Annotated in this window: 14 protein-coding genes; 1 reads left to right on the top strand and 13 read right to left on the bottom strand. The window is 44.4% G+C overall.

The window, feature by feature from the left end:
- Positions 1–183: 183 nt before the first annotated feature.
- The 6 genes from pnpS to WA325_RS06480 all read right to left on the bottom strand — a co-directional run bounded on the left by pnpS (position 184) and on the right by WA325_RS06480 (position 7,192).
- Positions 184–1,923: a two-component system histidine kinase PnpS gene (gene pnpS / locus WA325_RS06455; RefSeq protein ID WP_336183341.1), complete on the bottom strand. Its 1,740-nt coding sequence runs from the start codon at positions 1,921–1,923 to the stop codon at positions 184–186.
- Positions 1,916–2,638, bottom strand: a complete 723-nt coding sequence (gene phoP / locus WA325_RS06460) for a two-component system response regulator PhoP (protein WP_105953420.1) — start codon at positions 2,636–2,638, stop codon at positions 1,916–1,918. The genes pnpS and phoP overlap by 8 nt, the downstream gene beginning before the upstream one ends.
- 226 nt (positions 2,639–2,864) lie before the next feature.
- Positions 2,865–3,803, bottom strand: coding sequence for a malate dehydrogenase (mdh, locus tag WA325_RS06465; protein WP_010335270.1), 939 nt, complete (start codon positions 3,801–3,803; stop codon positions 2,865–2,867).
- A gap of 43 nt (positions 3,804–3,846) precedes the next feature.
- Positions 3,847–5,118 (bottom strand): NADP-dependent isocitrate dehydrogenase, encoded by a 1,272-nt coding sequence (gene icd, locus WA325_RS06470; protein ID WP_024122455.1) that lies wholly within the window; start codon positions 5,116–5,118, stop codon positions 3,847–3,849.
- Positions 5,119–5,278: 160 nt separating this feature from the next.
- Positions 5,279–6,397: a citrate synthase gene (gene citZ / locus WA325_RS06475; RefSeq protein ID WP_010335272.1), complete on the bottom strand. Its 1,119-nt coding sequence runs from the start codon at positions 6,395–6,397 to the stop codon at positions 5,279–5,281.
- Positions 6,398–6,727: 330 nt separating this feature from the next.
- A complete protein-coding gene (locus WA325_RS06480; protein WP_010335274.1) occupies positions 6,728–7,192 on the bottom strand; it encodes a DUF441 domain-containing protein in 465 nt (154 codons plus the stop codon).
- Between the two features lie 95 nt (positions 7,193–7,287).
- On the opposite strand from WA325_RS06480, the gene ytvI reads away from it, so the two are divergent.
- On the top strand, positions 7,288–8,403 hold the full coding sequence (gene ytvI, locus WA325_RS06485) for a sporulation integral membrane protein YtvI (RefSeq protein WP_336183342.1): 1,116 nt from the start codon (positions 7,288–7,290) through the stop codon (positions 8,401–8,403).
- A gap of 30 nt (positions 8,404–8,433) precedes the next feature.
- Here ytvI and WA325_RS06490 read toward each other — a convergent pair whose 3' ends face one another.
- From WA325_RS06490 to dnaE, 7 genes are all read right to left on the bottom strand, one after another.
- The gene (locus WA325_RS06490; protein ID WP_024122457.1) at positions 8,434–8,817 is read right to left on the bottom strand and encodes an FxsA family protein; all 384 of its coding nucleotides are present in this window, start codon (positions 8,815–8,817) and stop codon (positions 8,434–8,436) included.
- A gap of 96 nt (positions 8,818–8,913) precedes the next feature.
- Positions 8,914–10,671, bottom strand: a complete 1,758-nt coding sequence (gene pyk, locus WA325_RS06495; RefSeq protein ID WP_105953418.1) for a pyruvate kinase — start codon at positions 10,669–10,671, stop codon at positions 8,914–8,916.
- A gap of 43 nt (positions 10,672–10,714) precedes the next feature.
- On the bottom strand, positions 10,715–11,674 hold the full coding sequence (gene pfkA, locus WA325_RS06500) for a 6-phosphofructokinase (RefSeq protein WP_024122459.1): 960 nt from the start codon (positions 11,672–11,674) through the stop codon (positions 10,715–10,717).
- Positions 11,675–11,859: 185 nt separating this feature from the next.
- Entirely contained in the window at positions 11,860–12,837 is a 978-nt protein-coding gene (gene accA, locus WA325_RS06505; protein WP_024122460.1) for an acetyl-CoA carboxylase carboxyl transferase subunit alpha, read from the bottom strand.
- Positions 12,822–13,694 (bottom strand): acetyl-CoA carboxylase, carboxyltransferase subunit beta, encoded by an 873-nt coding sequence (gene accD / locus WA325_RS06510; protein ID WP_044153863.1) that lies wholly within the window; start codon positions 13,692–13,694, stop codon positions 12,822–12,824. Before accD ends, accA begins: the two co-directional genes overlap by 16 nt.
- A 334-nt stretch (positions 13,695–14,028) precedes the next feature.
- Positions 14,029–15,261 carry an NADP-dependent malic enzyme gene (maeB, locus tag WA325_RS06515; protein ID WP_095714225.1) on the bottom strand — a complete coding sequence of 411 codons (1,233 nt, stop codon included), beginning with the start codon at positions 15,259–15,261 and terminating at the stop codon, positions 14,029–14,031.
- A gap of 136 nt (positions 15,262–15,397) precedes the next feature.
- Entirely contained in the window at positions 15,398–18,745 is a 3,348-nt protein-coding gene (gene dnaE, locus WA325_RS06520) for a DNA polymerase III subunit alpha (RefSeq protein WP_336183344.1), read from the bottom strand.
- Positions 18,746–18,878: the final 133 nt, after the last annotated feature.

Consider the following 18,878-nt stretch of genomic DNA (forward strand, 5'->3'; position numbering starts at 1 on the left):
TTTTATTTTAACAAAGTTCAATTTGAAAGGAAAATACGCGAACCGATGAGAACACACAAAAAAGGACGGGAACACAAAAAGGTTCCCGCCGTCAAAATTGGCTCCTTGGATGAAGGGGTTCTACTACATCCTACCAGCATAGGTTTAACAGTGCATGAAGATATTGTTAAAGCTTTGTAAACATTAAACAGGCTTTTCAGCAGCCCGCTTCAGCGTCACTGTAAACACAGTGCCTCTGCCCGGCTCGCTTGTCACATCGATTTTGCCTTCATGAGCCTCTATTAAATGCTTTACAATCGCAAGACCGAGACCGGTCCCGCCTGAGTTTCTGCTTCTGTCTTTATCAACGCGGTAAAACCGTTCAAAGATGCGGGGAATTTCTTCTTTCTGAATGCCAATCCCGGTATCGGAAACTTCAATTTGAATTTCTGTTTCTCCCGGTTTGACATTGATAGCTACCGAACCCTTCTCCGGTGTATAGGTTAATGCATTGTTTACGAGATTTAAAAACACCTGTTTCAGCCGGTACGGGTCGCCCGCTACATAGAGAGGGTCTTTCGGAACGTTCAGCTGTAAAGAGATACCTCTCTCCGTCGCTTTATGCTTAAGTAGCGTTTCAATATCAGCCAGCATTTTCGCTGCATCGAACGTTTCGATGCTGAGCGTAAAGTTTTGCTGCTCAATCTTAGAAAGATCAAGCAAATCCTGCACCAATGACTGAAGCCTTTTGCTTTCCTTTAAAATAATCGAGAGAAATTCTGAAAGCGCCTCTTTGTCCTCCATTGCCCCGTCTAATAGCGTTTCCGTAAACCCTTTGATCGATGTAATCGGCGTTTTCAGCTCGTGGGAAACATTGGCCACAAAATCTTTTCTCATCTGCTCTAATTTTTTCGTTTCCGTCATGTCATGAAAAACGAGCACGATCCCTTTCCATTCATCATCCGGCCCCATAATAGGAACGCCGTCCACTTCAAAATAACGCCTTTCAATTTTGATCGGAAGCCTTAATAGCTTGCATTTCTTCGTCTCAGTCATAAAAATCTCTTCGACAAGCTGGATCACTTCTTCATGTTCAAATGCATCATGATAAAGACGGCGCAGCATCTGATTCGGATTGACATGAAACTGCTTCGCGTAAGACCTGTTGACGAGATTGATAAAACCTCTTCCATCAATCATAATCAGCCCGGAGCCGATGTTTTCAATGACAGTCAGCAGGCGGTCGCGCTGCATTTCCTGCGTCCTCGTCATTTCCATCAGATCAACGGCAAGGCTGTTCATGGCCCGGCCAAGCTTGTCAGAACGCCTGATATAACCGCCGTATGTACGGGCATCGTAATTCCCCTTGGACAGCTCTGTTGCCATGTTTGTGGCTGCTTCAATAGATCTTTTGTAGCGAGAGGTCATATTAGAATAAAAGAAAACAATAATAATAAAAGCGGTACAAAGACTGGCTGTCAGCATGCCCCACATCTCGCCATTCAGACCCGAGCTTTCTTCACGGGAAGTAAGCAGCACATACCCTGTTTTTTCACCTTTGCTCCTAAGCGAAAGCCCATAATAAAACATGTTCTCCTCTTTCGCGAGAACTCCCTCATGACCGGAGACAAGCGCCTGAATCTGTGAAGAATCCTCCGCTCTGCCGTCAGACCCGTACAGCACCTTTCCTTCTGTATCGATCACGGACGCTTCTACATCAAGCGCACTGCCTGCATCTTTAATGACTTTCTCATTTGCCTGGTCATTCAGGTTGCCGGCATCAAGCAGCGAAGCCATGTATTTGGCTTCCTTTTCAATGTGTTCCTCCGATTTTTTTTGATCAGAAGATTCAAAGAGCTGCTGTAAAAACAGCCCGAGTACACTAAACACCACAATCATACAGACAACGAGCACAGAAAAAAGGCGCACACGATATTTAATCATTCATTTTTGGCTCCTCCAATTTATACCCCAATCCCCTAATGGTTTTAATATAGATCGGTTTTTTTGTATTCGTTTCAATTTTGTCTCGAAGATGGCTGATATGCACATCAACAATTCTCGTATCTCCGGCAAAATCGTAATTCCAGACAGCACTTAAAAGCAAATCTCTCGTCAGCACTCTTCCTTTATGTCTGCCTAAATACAATAGCAGCTCAAATTCTTTCGGTGTCAGCTCAAGCTGATTTTCTTTAAAATAAGCTTCATAATGATCGGGCAGAATCTTCAAATCGCCGATAACAATTTGTCCTTCTGTTTCCTCGTTTTTCATATCACTAGAGGGCGCAGCCATTTCAGAACGCCTTAAAATAGCTTTTACTCTTGCATTGACTTCTCGAGGGCTGAACGGCTTGGTCATATAATCATCAGCACCAAGCTCAAGCCCTAATACTTTGTCAAATTCTTCATCCTTCGCTGTCAGCATTAAAATAGGAAACATGAGTTTTTGCTGTCTCAGCTGCTTGCATACTTCAATTCCATCCAGCTTTGGAAGCATCACATCAAGCACAATTAAATCAGGATTTTCTGTTTCCGCCCTTTTGAGTGCTTCTTCTCCATCCGAAGCAGTAATAACCTCATAGCCTGATCGCTCCAAATTGTACTGCAAAAGTGTAACGATAGATTCTTCATCATCCACAACTAAAATTTTCTTGTTCATGCTGTGCCTCCAGTATCTTAATTCCCCGACATCCTATTTCTCTATTTTATGTCATCTTACCATGTTTCATGATTTTATTTTAACGAAAGCCGGACATTCCGACAATTCGCCTTTTACATCATTTTAAAAGAAAAATACAAGAGGCAGCTGAGGAATAGGAGGAAGCGCTTTCATTTTGTAATAAAAAGAGAAAGGCTTCGATTAAACCAGCCTTTCTCTTTTTATTTTAGGATAATACTTTCATCACATTTTTGACAGATTCAACTGATTTATTCAGCTGTTCTTTCTCGTATTCTGTCAATTCAAGCTCAATGATTTGTTCAAGCCCGTTTCCGCCGACAATTGTAGGAACACCAAGGTAGATGCCTTCATAGCCGTATTCTCCTTCAAGATAAGCAATTGTAGGAAGGACGCGGCGCTGATCTTTTAAGATTGCTTCGATCATTTCTGTCAGTGAAGCCGCAGGCGCATAATACGCGCTTCCGTTTCCTAAGAGATTCACGATCTCGCCGCCGCCTTTTCTTGTGCGCTCCACAATTGCGTCAATCCGGTCTTTTGGAATGAGGGTTTCAAGCGGGATACCGCCAGCATAAGAATAACGTACAAGCGGCACCATATCGTCACCGTGTCCGCCGAGAACAAAACCAGTCACATCTTTCACTGACAAGTTTAATTCCTCCGCCACAAACGTTCTGAATCTTGCCGTATCAAGCACACCTGATTGGCCGATCACGCGCTCTTTCGGGAAGCCAGACTCTTTATATACTGCGTATGTCATTGCATCAACAGGGTTTGTCAAAACCACAATGATAGAGTCAGGAGAATATTTCACGATTTCTCGTGTGACACTTCTCATAATTTTTTCGTTTGTAGAGACTAGATCATCCCTGCTCATACCAGGTTTTCTTGCAATACCGGCTGTAATGACAACAATGTCAGAACCCGCCGTATCCTCATAATTAGATGTACCCGTAATTTTCGCGTCAAAGCCTTGAACCGGGCTGGCTTCCAGCATATCAAGGGCTTTTCCTTTCGTCGGGTTCTCCAATTGAGGGATATCAACGAGAACAACGTCCGCCAGCTCTTTTTGAGCGGTTAAGAAAGCTGTTGTCGCTCCGGTAAAACCTGCTCCGATAACAGAAACTTTTTTACGAGTATTTCCCATGTCTCTCTTCTCCTTTATGGCTAATTTTAGGCTGTTTCCTTGCTTAGTCCATGTTTTTAATCAGTTCTTCTCCGAACTCTGAACATTTAACTTCAGTCGCGCCGTCCATTAATCTGGCAAAATCGTAAGTTACGACTTTAGAAGCGATTGTTTTTTCCATAGATTTAATGATTAAATCAGCCGCTTCATTCCATCCTAAATGCTCAAGCAGCAGCACACCTGAAAGAATAACTGAAGATGGGTTTACTTTATCAAGTCCGGCGTATTTAGGAGCCGTTCCGTGTGTCGCCTCGAAAATCGCATGTCCTGTTTCGTAGTTGATGTTCGCCCCAGGAGCAATACCGATTCCGCCTACTTGCGCCGCAAGAGCGTCAGAAATATAGTCTCCGTTAAGGTTCATTGTTGCCACAACATCAAATTCACTTGGACGTGTCAGAATCTGCTGAAGGAAAATATCAGCAATGCTGTCTTTGATAATGATTTTGCCTGCTGCTTCTGCTTCGCTTTGCGCTTTATTAGCGGCGTCTTTTCCGTCTTTTTCAGCAATGCGGTCATATTCAGCCCATGTGAAGACTTTTTCGCCGTATTCTCTCTCTGCAAGCTCATAGCCCCAGTTTTTGAAGGCGCCTTCCGTGAACTTCATGATGTTTCCTTTGTGTACAAGCGTTACAGACTTGCGGCCGTGCTCAATCGCATATTCAATTGCCGCTCTGACCAGACGGCTTGTTCCTTCTTCAGAAACAGGCTTAATGCCGATACCTGATGTTTCAGGGAAACGGATTTTGTTAACATTCAATTCATTTTGCAGGAAGCTGATGAGCTTTTGCACTTCTTCAGAGCCTTTTGCGTACTCGATGCCTGCGTAAATATCTTCTGTATTTTCACGGAAGATGACCATGTCAGTATCCTCAGGACGTTTTACGGGTGACGGCACTCCAGTAAAATATCTTACCGGTCTCAAGCAAACGAATAGGTCAAGCTCTTGTCTGAGCGCTACGTTCAAAGAACGGATACCGCCGCCGACAGGTGTCGTTAACGGGCCTTTAATCGCGATGAAATATTCGCGGATAACATCTAATGTTTCAGCAGGAAGCCACTCACCTGTTTTATTATAAGCCTTTTCTCCGGCATAAACTTCTTTCCACGTAATTTTCTTTTCACCTTTATATGCTTTTTCTACTGCGGCTTCCAAAACTTTTGAAGCCGCATTCCAAATATCAGGACCGGTTCCGTCTCCTTCAATAAACGGGATAATCGGGTTGTTTGGTACGTTTAATACTCCATTAGAGACTGTAATTTTTTCACCTTGTGCCACAATAAAAACCTCCCAGTATGTAATTCATATTTAGAAAACATTTTATTTTTCTTATATAGAAAACAAAATGATTTTTCTTAACATTCTAAAGTGTAAACCATCTTTGATGTTCTGAACAAGAGGCTAACTTCATTAACATAAGCCAGCCTCCCATGGTTCTTTAGGCTCTTTCTTCAATCGGAACAAAAGTTTGTTTGTCAGGGCCTGTGTAATCTGCACGCGGGCGGATCAGGCGGTTATTGTCATACTGCTCAAGGATATGAGCGAGCCAGCCTGACATTCTGCTTACAGCAAAAATCGGTGTGAACAGGTCATGGTCTATTCCGAGGCTGTGATAAACAGAAGCGGAATAGAAATCAACGTTAGGCGGAAGCTTTTTTTCTGATGTCACGATTTCTTCGATGCGAATCGACATGTCATACCATTTGCTTTCGCCGGTCAGGTTGGTCAGACGTTTGCTCATTTCTTTTAAATGTTTGGCGCGCGGATCGCCATGCTTATAAACGCGATGGCCGAATCCCATTATTTTTTCTTTCTTTTCCATCTTGGCGCGAACGAAAGGCTCGACATTCTCCACTTCGCCGATCTCTGTCAGCATTTTCATGACGCCTTCGTTTGCACCGCCGTGAAGCGGGCCCTTCAGTGCGCCGATCGCTGCAGTAATTCCTGAGTAGATATCCGAAAGTGTTGCCACACAGACCCTCGCTGTAAACGTTGACGCGTTCAGCTCGTGATCGGCATGTAAAATCAGTGCTTTATTGAAGGCTTCAACCTCAATCGGTGAAGGCTCTTCTCCATTTAATGTGTAGAGAAAATTCTCGGCAATGCCGTAGTCTTCTCTTGGCTCAACGGGTTCAAGACCCTTGCGGATTCTGGAAAACGCTGCAACCAGACCAGGCACCTTTGCCTGAAGGCGGATCGCCTTTCTGTAGTTGGCTTCCGGGTTCATGGTATCAGCCTCGCTGTCAAGCAGGCCTAGTAAAGAAATCGCTGTCCGAAGAGCAGCCATGGGATGAACATTTTCGAGGGAATAAGATTTGAAGTGCTCAATAATTTCTTGCGGAACGGCAGCTTCTTTTGCTAACTGCTGTTTTAACTCATCAAGCTCTTTTTTGTTTGGCAGCCTTAAGTGCCAAAGCAAGTAAATGATTTCTTCAAAGCTCGCATTCTCTGTCAAATCATCGATATCATACCCCACATATGTAAGGGTATCATCAATAATCGAACTAACAGATGATGTTGTTGCTACAACCCCTTCAAGACCGCGTGTCGCTGTCATATATAACATCTCCTTTTCAATAAATTTCCCCTTTAAGAGTGTTGTAAAAACATGAGGCTAACTTAAAAAGCACGTTGTAAGTATTTCTCCCCCCAAAAGAAAATGCTTACATTTTACTGCCTGCTGGTGCTGAAACCCTTTGCTTATGAAAGAACATAACAAATTCTTATAAGCTTTTTTAAGTTTGTGCCTATTCCTATTATAAACAATAATCAGACATTTGTTAAATGTTTACCTATAATTTTTTTTTTCATTCTATGATTTTCCCGAAAAAACGCCTTTATTTGCGGGTTTTTGGCATTAAAAAAAAGCGGCAGCAAGCCGCTTTTTTCATGAAGTGAACAGTTTTACGAGCTGCATCGCGATATAAGCAATCCCCGCTCCGATCAGCGGACCCACTGCGACTCCTCCGAAAAGCGCGACTGCGAGAATGGTACCGATGACAAGAGCAGTGGTGATGTGAGGATCGTTTTCCAGCAGGGTCAGGCCATTTTTGGCAATCAGCGCAACGGCAATTCCCGCCCCCAATGCAATCCATGCGTAAGAAGAACGCATTGCCTCACCAAGCTGTTTAAATCCAATCTCTCCTGTGGCGATTGGAACAAGAACAGCAATTGTGATGACGGTCACGCCCCAGTTGATGCCTTTTGACTGGATAGTCGGAAAAAATTTTTGGTCAAGTCCCACGATTTTAATGATCAAAAGGACGGATACAGCAAAAAGCAGCGATTGATTTTTTGCGATAAGTGCAATAGCCAAGAGTAATATTAAAAATAAATTCGCTTGTGTAAACACGCGTCATCCCTCCTTTAAGATGAATGTATTCATATACAGCCGTACCGTGAATAAACATAACAATAGGACATGCTGACGAGAGGAGGATCGTTTTTGTGAATCAATCCTATATCACTATTTTTTTCCGAACCCTCTTTGTCGTGTCGCTTACAGCCGGATCAGCAGCCGCTGTTTATTATTCGTTTCCGTTAACATATCCGTTCCTCATTGCCCTTATTCTTTCAACAGCGATTCACCCTGTTGTAGACTACTTGGACAAGGTGACCGGATTCCCGCGAACTTTAAATGTCATCGGCGTGCTTGCCTTTTTTCTGCTCGCGGCGTTCGGTGTGCTGACCATTGTGGTAGCAGAAATCGTAACAGGGACTGCATATCTTGCAAAAACCCTTCCCCCGCATATCAGCACATTTATCTCTTATTGTGAAAAACTGTTTACCACTCATATCCAGCCGCTCTATCACGAACTGACCGTTTTATTTCATGAATTGGAGACCAACCAGCAGGCTTCCATCGTCACTCACATTCAGACACTTGGAGATTCCGCTGCCAAAAACGCAGGACTGCTGCTGTCTCACATTCTTGAAATGATCCCGAAGTTTTTCGCGCTGCTTCCGAATACCGCGGCTGTTTTGATATTTTCACTTCTTGCTACATTTTTCATGACAAAGGACTGGCACAAGCTGAAAGCGATGCTCGTTTCAATGCTGCCGGATCGAATAACAGCAAACGGAAAGGCGATCAGCAGCGAGTTAAAAAAAGCAATGACCGGTTTCATTAAAGCGCAGGCTGTTCTTGTATTCCTTACGATGGTCATTGTATTCATCGGTCTTTCTCTCTTAAAGGTTGAGCATGCAGCAACGATTGCTTTTTTAATTGGGCTAGTCGACCTTCTCCCTTATTTAGGAGCAGGATCCGTCTTCGTGCCGTGGATTTTGTATTTATCGATTACAGGCCAGCTTCCTCAAGCAATTGGAATTGGTGTGCTGTACCTTGTCGTACTCGTTCAGCGGCAGCTGACAGAGCCGAAAATATTAAGTAAATCAATCGGAATCGATCCGCTGGCAACACTCATTTCCCTCTTTGCCGGCTTTAAATTGTTCGGATTTTTAGGACTGATTGCCGGTCCTGCCGTTCTCGTTGTCATCCAGGCTTTTATTACAACAGGTGCCTTAAAGGAAATATGGTCCTACATCACTGTCCAGCAAAAATAAAACAGCAGCCCATGATGCAGGCTGCCGTTTTTATTTTATAATGATCCGCTTGTTCTTCGACATGCCTCTCAGCCATTTGAACAGGATCGGCTTACACCAGCTGCGGGTGAACGGGATAAGCAGGCATGCGCCGGCCAGATCTGATAAAAAGCCTGGAAGCATCAGCAAAAGGCCGCCAATAAAGATGCACAGGCCGTCAGCAATCGCTTCACCAGGCATCTTGCCATATTGAAGGTCACGCTGAACCTTGAAGTAAACTTCAGTTCCTTGTTTTTTGGCAGCTGCTGCCCCAATGATCCCGGTCAGAATCATCAAAAGAACCGTCGGAAGAATACCGATCAGCTTGCCCGAAAATAGAAATATGCCGATTTCAATTGCCGGAAACACAATAAAAAGCAAAAATAAAAACCTCATCTCCAGCCCCCCACATGTGTAAAACGCCTTCGTTCAAAAATAGTGCCAAATAGAGAAAAGGAAGGGAATACGCTCCCTTCCCATTTTCAGATGTGATTAAAGTACACTTGCACGGCCTTGGTAGACTGCCCCTCTAGAAGCGTCAACCGTAATATCCTGGCCTTCTGTCAAAATGGATGTCGCATTTTCCAAACCAACAATAACCGGAATGCCGAGGCTTAATCCGACTACTGCAGCATGGCTTGTCAAGCCGCCTTCTTCTGTAATAAGGGCAGACGCTTTTTCAAGAGACGCGATCATGTCACGGTCAGTGCTAGTTGTCACCAAAACAGCGCCGTCAGTCATTTTTTGTTCGGCTTCTTTTGCGTTTTGTGCAATGACAACCGGACCGTAAGCTGATTTGCGGCCGATACCTTGGCCTTTAGCGATGATATCACCGACAGTATAAACTTTCATCAAGTTCGTTGTTCCTGACTCACCGACAGTACCTGCTGTAATGACGATCAGGTCACCATTTTTTACAATTCCGCTGTGTAATGATTTTTGCACAGCGTCTTCCAGCATCTCATCAGTTGAGCTTGCATTTTGACCGCTTTCTGCGAAAACGCCGGATACAAGAGCGAGTTTTCTGGAAACAGAATCATTTACAGTCACAGCGACAATCGGTGCCTGCGGGCGGTATTTTGCAATCATACGCGCTGTATGGCCGCTTTCAGTCGGCGTTACAATCGCAGTAGCATTCAAGTTAATGGCTGTATGTGCAACAGATTGGCCGATTGCATCAGTAATCGTCATGCCTACCTGGTCTCTGCGCTTTGAAAGAATCTCTTTGTAATTCAGCGCCTCTTCAGAACGGGATGCGATGTTGTGCATCGTTTGAACCGCTTCAACCGGGTAGTTTCCGGCAGCTGTTTCACCAGAAAGCATGATCGCATCTGTGCCGTCGAAAATTGCGTTTGCGACGTCACTCGCTTCCGCACGAGTCGGACGCGGGTTGCGCTGCATGCTGTCAAGCATTTGTGTCGCTGTAATAACCGGTTTGCCCAGTGCGTTGCATTTTTTAATCAGGTCTTTTTGCACGAGCGGCACTTCTTCAGCCGGGATTTCCACACCTAAGTCTCCGCGCGCAACCATTAAGCCGTCAGACACTTCGAGAATAGAATCAATGTTGTCTACGCCTTCTTGGTTTTCAATTTTAGGGATAATTTGAATATCCTGAGCATTATGCTCCTCAAGAAGTTCACGGATTTCAAGCACGTCAGTAGAACGGCGTACAAAAGACGCAGCGATGAAATCTACTCCTTGCTCAATACCGAAAACGATATCTCTCGCGTCCTTCTCAGTAATACCAGGAAGGTTGACGCTGACACCCGGCACGTTAACGCCTTTTTTGTTTTTCAGTGTTCCGTTGTTTAGTACTTTTGTTTTGATTTCGCGTTTAGCGGCATTCACTTCAAGTACCTCAAGACCGATAAGCCCGTCATCTAAAAGAATCGTTGAGCCTTTTTCAACGTCCTCTACTAAACCTTCATACGTTACTGAAATCTTATCAGTTGTTCCAACTACCTCGTCCATTGAAACGATAAGCTCTTTGCCTGTTTCAAGCTCAATAGCACCGTTTTCCATTGTATGTGTACGGATTTCAGGGCCTTTTGTATCAAGCAGGATTCCGACGTTTTTGCCGAGCTTTTTGCTCGCTTCGCGGATATTTTTAATACGTGCTCCGTGCTCCTCAAAATCTCCGTGAGAAAAATTCAAACGAGCCACATTCATTCCTGACTCCATTAATTTCGTAAGCATTTCAATACTTTCACTTGCCGGACCGATGGTACAAACAATTTTTGTTTTTCTCAATTCGTTCACTTCCTTCTGAAATCTTCAGCCTTCTGCTGCATTCTTAAATAGACAGTTCTTTTGAAAGCTGATACATGTTTTGCTCAACTGTGTGTTTTTGATCCAGTATTTCTATAATATCATGGTCTACAAGCTTATTGTTTTGTATACCTACACAGCGTCCGCCTTTTCCTTCAAGCAGCAGTTCAACCGCATACGCGCCAAGTCGGCTTGCCAGAACACGGTCAGCAGCACTTGGGGAACCGCCGCGCTGGATATGGCCTAATACAGATACCCTAGTTTCAAGATTTGTTTCTTCTTCAATGCGTTTCCCGAATTCAACACCGCTGCCTACCCCTTCGGCAACGATAATAATACTGTGTTTCTTCCCGCGCTCATGACCGCGTTTTAGCCGGGCAATGATTTCGTGCATGTCGTAATCAGCCTCAGGGATCAAGATTGATTCCGCACCGCCTGCAAGTCCGGCCCATAATGCAATATCACCGGCGTGGCGGCCCATCACTTCGATCACATATGTACGTTCATGAGAAGTCGCTGTATCGCGAATCTTATCAATTGCGTCAATTACTGTATTTAAAGCTGTGTCGAAACCGATTGTAAAATCAGTACCCGGAATGTCATTATCAATTGTACCCGGTACACCTACACATGGAAACCCGTGCTCCGTTAATTTCTTCGCACCCATGTATGAGCCGTCTCCGCCGATAACGACAAGCCCTTCGATACCCAGCTTCTTCAAGTTTTCGATCCCTTTTTCACGGCCTTCAACCGTTTTGAATTCAGGACATCTTGCTGTATAAAGCTTTGTTCCTCCGCGATGAATAATATCACCTACAGAACCGAGCTCTAGCTTTTCAATCTTTCCGCTGATCAATCCTGAGTATCCGTTATAAATGCCGTAAACTTCAACGTCATGATAAATCGCTTTTCTGACAACTGCGCGAACTGCTGCATTCATTCCCGGGGAATCCCCGCCGCTCGTCAATACCCCTATACGTTTCATTCTCCATTCACCTCAGCAAACATATATGATTAAAACATAACATGATCATTGCCCTAAAAACAATGAAAAGGGATCTCCATCCTCCCTATGAAACCTTACCTATTATACAATTAAATAAATTGTTTTTAAATAAAATTTAAGGAATGTCACAAAAAATAAACGTGAGCCAAAGGCTTCACGTTTATTTAGTTTACCCCGATATATTGATCTTCAATCGATACTTTCCCAATTGCTTTGTATTTTTCATAGCGCTGCTGAATTAATTCTTCTTCATTCAGCTTCAGCAAAGTCTTTAACGATTGTTTAAGGGTTTCATCCATGTAGCTTGCCTGCAGCTTAATATCGTGGTGCGCTCCGCCTTTTACTTCTTTTATCATATGATCTATAATACCTAATTCTTTTAAGTCAGGCGCAGTGATTTTCATTGTTTCCGCCGCTTTTTTGGCAAGACTGGAGTCCTTCCATAAGAGTGCCGCAGCACCTTCCGGAGAAATAACAGAATAAGTAGAGTTTTCCAGCATATGCAAGTGGTTGCCCACACCTAAACCTAGAGCTCCGCCGCTTCCGCCTTCGCCGATGACGATACAAACAACAGGCACTCTAAGGCCGGCCATTTCAAACAGGTTTTTGGCGATTGCTTCGCTTTGTCCTCTTTCTTCAGCTGCTCGTCCAGGGTATGCCCCCTTCGTATCAATAAAACAGATAATCGGTCTGTTAAATTTATCAGCCTGTTTCATCAGACGAAGCGCTTTACGATAGCCCTCAGGATGAGGCATTCCAAAGTTGCGGACCAGGTTTTCCTTCGTGTCTTTTCCGCGCTGATGACCGATAACTGTCACAGGCAGGCCGTGAAACTTGGCAATACCGCCGACAATGGCTTCATCGTCTCCGTACGCTCTGTCTCCGTGACATTCAAAAAAGTCTGTAAACAGGTAATGAATATAATCAAGTGTTGTCGGACGGTCCGGCAGACGTGCGATTTGAACACGGTCCCAAGGCTTCAGATTTTTATAAATATCATCCTGAAGCTTAGCCAGACGGTCTTCAAGCCGTTCGATTTCTGCACTCAGATCCATTTCCGAATCCTGGGTGAATTTTTTCAATTCGGCGATTTTGGTTTGCAGTTCAATCACCGGTTTTTCAAATTCTAATCTTGCAGCCACTCAATGTCACCTCCTGTTTGATGCATATCCAGCAGATTCTCTAACGTTTTTTTCATGTCGTCGCGGTGAATAACCGCATCAAGCTGTCCATGTTTTAATAAGAATTCCGCCGTTTGGAAGTCCTCCGGCAGTTTTTCGCCTATTGTCTGTTCGATAATCCTTCTTCCGGCAAAACCGATCAGCGCGCCGGGCTCCGCGAAATTATAATCGCCAAGAGAAGCAAAGCTTGCCGATACCCCGCCGGTAGTGGGATGCGTCATGACTGAGATAATGAGACCCTGTTCCTCACTGAATAATTTTAAGGCAGAGCTTGTCTTTGCCATTTGCATAAGGCTTAATATGCCTTCCTGCATCCTTGCACCGCCGGAAGCAGTAAAAATAATAAACGGAACTTTATCCGCTTTTGCTTTTTCAATCGCAAGCGTGATTTTTTCACCGACGACAGAGCCCATGCTGCCCATACGGAATGAAGAATCCATTACCGCGACAACAGCAGGAAATCCCCCGATGGTGCCCTTGCCTGTGACAACAGCCTCGTTTAAGGATGTTTTCTCGCGATCTTTTTCAAGCTTTTCCAGATAACCCGGGAAACCGAGCGGGTTTTCCGATAACATCCCCTGATTGAATTCCTCAAAGGACTGTTCATCCATCAAGCTTTCGATACGCTGTTTTGCATTCATTGGGAAATGATAATCGCAGTTCATGCATACCCGCATATTTTTATCCAACTCTTTAGTGAGCATGATTTTTTTACACTTAGGACATTTTGTCATAATGCCTTCCGGAACATCGTGCTTCGCTTGATCTGACGGTACGGAAGCATACTTTTTCTTTTTAGTGAATATATCCTTTAACAAATGATTACCTCCCTTTTGTGAAGGGTTCTCTTCACCGCATGCCATCCAGACAGATAGACTTGCTAATAACTTTACCGAAACTATTGTACTTTTTTTGTCAAACGCTGTCATCCTCAATTCGACAACTTTTTATCCGCAGACGCGTGCGGACAGACTCATGATAAACCTAATAAATCGTTGAACCAGTAAGGTTGGTAACGTATTCAAAAATCATGTTAAACTCGGCTGAAATTTTTTTAAGTCCTGACCCCAAAAAAATTTCAGCCGCAAGTTTAACTTGAGAACAGCGCGCCGGTCTCCGCCAACGCGCTGCCATTTTTGGAATGAATTAAAATTATTCGCCAATAATCGTAAGTTTTCTGGTTTTTTCTGCAACTTCTTCAGGATCTACAGTAATTCTTGCCACACCTGTTTCCATCGCCGCTTTCGCCACAGCCTTAGCCACAGCAGGCGCAACACGTTTATCAAACGGTGCAGGGATTACGTACTCTGGGCTAAGCTCATCGTCTGATACTAGTGAAGCAATGGCTTCAACCGCTGCAATCTTCATTTCTTCGTTAATGTGAGTGGCGCGCACGTCAAGCGCTCCACGGAAAATTCCCGGGAAGGCAAGCACATTGTTTACTTGGTTCGGGAAATCTGAACGGCCTGTTCCGATAACGCTTGCTCCAGCTTCACGCGCATCTTCCGGCATAATTTCCGGATTCGGGTTTGCCATTGCGAAAATGATCGGATCTTTCGCCATGCTTTGTACCATTTCTTTTGTTAGCGCACCTTCGACAGACACACCGATAAATACGTCAGCACCAGCGATCACATCTTCCAAAGAGCCGTCTTTACGGTCTTGGTTTGTGAATTTTGCCACTTCGTTTTTAACATCGTTCATACCGTTCGGACGCCCTTCATAAATGGCTCCTTTTGAATCGCACATCACGATGTCGCGCACGCCGAAATGGTAAAGAAGCTTAATGATCGCAATACCTGCAGCACCGGCGCCGTTAGCCACAACTTTAATGGAAGACATGGATTTTCCAGACAATTTCAGCGCGTTTACAAGGCCAGCTACTGTTACAATCGCTGTGCCGTGCTGATCGTCATGGAAAACCGGGATGTTCGTTTCTTTTTTCAGACGCTCTTCAATGATGAAGCAGTTTGGCGCCGCGATATCTTCAAGATTGACACCGCCAAATGTCGGTTCAAGCAATTTAACGGTTTCGATGATTTTATCAACATCATTTGTGCCCAAAGCAATTGGGAACGCGTCTACGCCGGCAAAGCTTTTGAAAAGAACGGCTTTACCTTCCATAACAGGAAGTGCTGCTTCAGGGCCGATATTTCCAAGGCCGAGCACAGCTGTACCGTCTGTCACAACTGCTACCATGTTCCCCTTCATTGTATAATCATATACTTTGTTAATGTCTTCATGAATATCCTTACATGGTTCTGCTACACCCGGGGAATAAGCAAGGCTTAAATCTTTCGCATTTTTAACCTCTACTTTAGATTTGGATTCGAGCTTCCCCTGGTTCACTTTATGCAGATGTAATGCTTCTTCTCTTAATGACATTCTCCTAAACACTCCTTAATGGAATTTTTTGATTCGTATGCTGCTGCATTGATTGCTGCATTCTGCGGAGTAGATCTATCAGAATATTTAAACAGAGTAACATAATTGCTCCAATTGTATAACAAAAAGCGAATGGTTACCACTGTTTTAAAACGACGTTTTTTTGACCTAACAGCTCTTTTAAGCGGTATAACACCTGGTGATCCGCATCGATATGGAACGCCTCAGGAAGCTTTATCGTCTGTTTTTGCCTTTCATAATAGAGATAAACGCCGGTTTCCCCCTTATGCTCCAGCAAAATGCGCTTGATCTTTGTCAGGATCTCCTGACTGTGCTGACTGCTTTCTATCTTCATATAAACCGATGGCGCTTTTTCAGCATTCATATTTTCCAGCAATTCCGCTCTGGACATAATAAACTGGACTTTTTCCTGCCTGATTTCACATTTCCCTGCTGTAAACAATAGAGCGCCCTCTCTTAAAACCGGGGAAAGCTGTCTGAATTGTTCAGGGAACACAACGGCTTCCATTTCGCCGGTCTCATCACTTAACGTTAAAAACGCCATGTTTTGACCTGTTTTTGTCCGAATCGTTTTGATTTTCGACAGCAGGACACCGAGTGAAACCTGCTTTTTAACAGCCTGCTGAGCCTGCTGAATGGGTACCGCTCCTCGCGCTGTCAGCTGGTTTCGAAAGGCAGAGAGCGGATGATTTGAAAAATAAATACCGAGCGTTTCTTTTTCAAATGCAAGAATATCCACAAGCGGAAGCTCCTCGGTTTCCACGTACTTCGGTTTAATGGAGAACGATTCTTCTAAAAACAATCCCATTTGGTCATCGTCCGCGGCGAATAGCTCGGCATGCTCTAACGCAACGTCAATCGATGCGAGCAGCGTAGCCCGGTTTTGATCGAATTCGTCCATTGCACCAGAAAATATGAGTGCTTCAAGCGTTTTGCGATTTACGCTTTTTGACGGCACGCGAAAGCAGAAATCGAAAAGATCTTCAAATGGTTTCTCTTTTCTTGCTTTATATATATCTTTGACTGCTGAGATGCCTACACTTTTTATCGCACGGAGGCTGTACCTGACAGCTCCGTCTTCAACTGTAAACGGATAGCTGCTTTTGTTCACTGACGGAGGAAGGATACGAATCCCGCTCCCCTTCGCTTCGTAAAGATATTGAGCTATTTTATCCTCATTGCCAATGACGCTTGTAAGCAGTCCGCACATAAAATATAAAGGATAATGAGCCTTCAAATACGCAAGCTGGCAGCCGATCATGCTGTATGCCACCGCATGGCTTCTGTTGAAGCCATAGTTTGCGAATTTGACGATTAAATCGTAGACTTCATTTGCAGTGTCTACAGAATACTCCTTTTTTAAGCACCCTTCAACAAAATGGCTCCGCTCTCGGTCAAGAATGTCTTTCTTTTTTTTGCTGACTGCACGTCTGAGCAGGTCCGCCTCGCCTAAAGAAAATCCTGCCATACGCGAAGCAATCACCATAATTTGCTCCTGATAAACGATGACGCCATACGTATCTTCCAATATCCCTCTTAAATCTTCATGGGGATAATGAACCGGCACGCGCCCGTGTTTACGGTCGATAAATAACGGAATATTTTCCATCGGACCGGGCCGGTACAGTGCGTTTACCGCGACAATATCTTCTAATCCTGAAGGCTTAAGCCTTTTCAAAACACTTCTCATTCCTGAGGATTCAAGCTGGAAAATCCCTGTCGTATCCCCTTTTGACAGCAGAGAGAATGTTTTTTCGTCTTGATAAGAAATACTCGAAAGATCTATTTTAATATTTTTTTCTTTTTCAATCATTGAAGTGATGGACTCGATGAGTGTCAGGTTGCGCAAGCCCAAGAAATCCATTTTCAAAAGGCCCAGATCTTCGAGGTGATCCATCGCGTATTGCGTTAAATAGATCCCTTCATGTCCTTCCTGAAGCGGGACAACATCAGTTAACGGTTCCTCACTTAAGACAACGCCGGCCGCGTGGGTTGACGTATGTCTCGGAAGACCTTCTATTTTTCTGGCAATCGTAAACACTTGCTGAAGCAGACTTGACTCACTGAGTCGCTTATTCAGCTCCGGCGATTGCTTTCTCGCATCATCCAAGGTCATGCCCGGCCTTGAAGGAATGAGCTTCGCAAGCTGATCCGCTTCCTTCGGGCTTACACCGAATACCCTTCCGACGTCCCGAAGCGCCGCTTTTGCCGCCAGCGTCCCGAAGGTAATAATCTGGGCGACGTGCATTGCGCCGTATTTCTGCTGAACGTATTGAATGACCTCGTCCCTTCTTGTATCCGGAAAGTCGATATCAATATCCGGCATACTGATTCGTTCCGGGTTTAAAAACCTTTCAAACAGCAGGTGATGCTTGATCGGATCAACGTCCGTGATATAGAGGACATAAGCCACGAGCGATCCCGCCGCAGAACCCCTTCCCGGTCCTGTCACAATCCCTTTTTCATGGGCGTGCTTCATAAAATCCCATACGATCAGAAAATAATCGCTGAACTTCATCCGCTTGATGACATCAAGTTCATATTGAAGACGTCGAATATACTGTTCATCTGGTGTATCGAAGCGGCTGCGAAGCCCTGTCATACAAACATCCGTCAAATAATCATCCGCGGATGTACCGTCTGGAGTCGGAAATGATGGCAGGCGGGTCTGTCCCAGACTGACGTCAACCCGGCATTGTTCTGCAATCTCAACAGATGCTTGCAATGCCTCAGGATGCTCTTGGTATATAACACGCATTTCATCAATGGATTTCAAGTCGAGATCCGGCATCTCTTCATTTGATGCCTCAGTGAGTTTTTCACCTGACTTTATCGCTTTCAAACAGCGATAGGCAGCCTGATCTTCTTTCCTTATATAATGAACATCGCCTGTCGCCGTGACCGGAATTCCCGTTTCTTCAGACAGCCGGAGGATTTGCTCAGATAAGAATTTATTTTCTTTAAACGGCTGAAAGGATAAATAAAAAGCACCTTTTCCGAATATAGACTGAAAATGAAGCGCTGCTTGAGCGGCCTGGTCAAACAGCCCTTCTTCAAGCAGCATTTCAATATAGCCCTTTTCGCCGGGGGTGATCGCAATAATGCCTTCGCGATAGCTGTTAAGCCATTTTGGCTTCAGGCCGTTTTTTGATTTCGATTGCAGGACGCTGCTGATTTTCAGCAGGTTTTGATAGCCTGTATTTGATTTTGCCAGCAGGACGAGAGGGTAGGCTTCGAGCTCGTCATCATCTGTGAAAACAGAAGCCGTCAAGCCGATAATCGGGTTGATCCCCCTCGCCTTGCATGCTTTATAAAATTGAATAGCTCCGTACATGACATGATCATCTGTCAGCGCCAAAGACGCATATCCGAGCCTGTCAGCTTCACTGACGAGCTCTTCCACAGCCGCGGCGCTGTTTAGCAGGCTGTACCCGCTATGCACTTGCAGGTGAACAAAAGACATGCTATCACCTCTTTCTCCATTACGATCCATTTCTTTCTTCATTATAAGTCGGGTTTTCAAAAGAAACAAATGTTCTTTTTCGAGTCGTCATCATACTTGTCCCGAATGCTCAATATGATATAAAAGGTGAGGT

This window comes from Bacillus sp. 205(2023), from assembly GCF_037027485.1.
In the GTDB taxonomy this organism is placed as follows: domain Bacteria; phylum Bacillota; class Bacilli; order Bacillales; family Bacillaceae; genus Bacillus; species Bacillus halotolerans.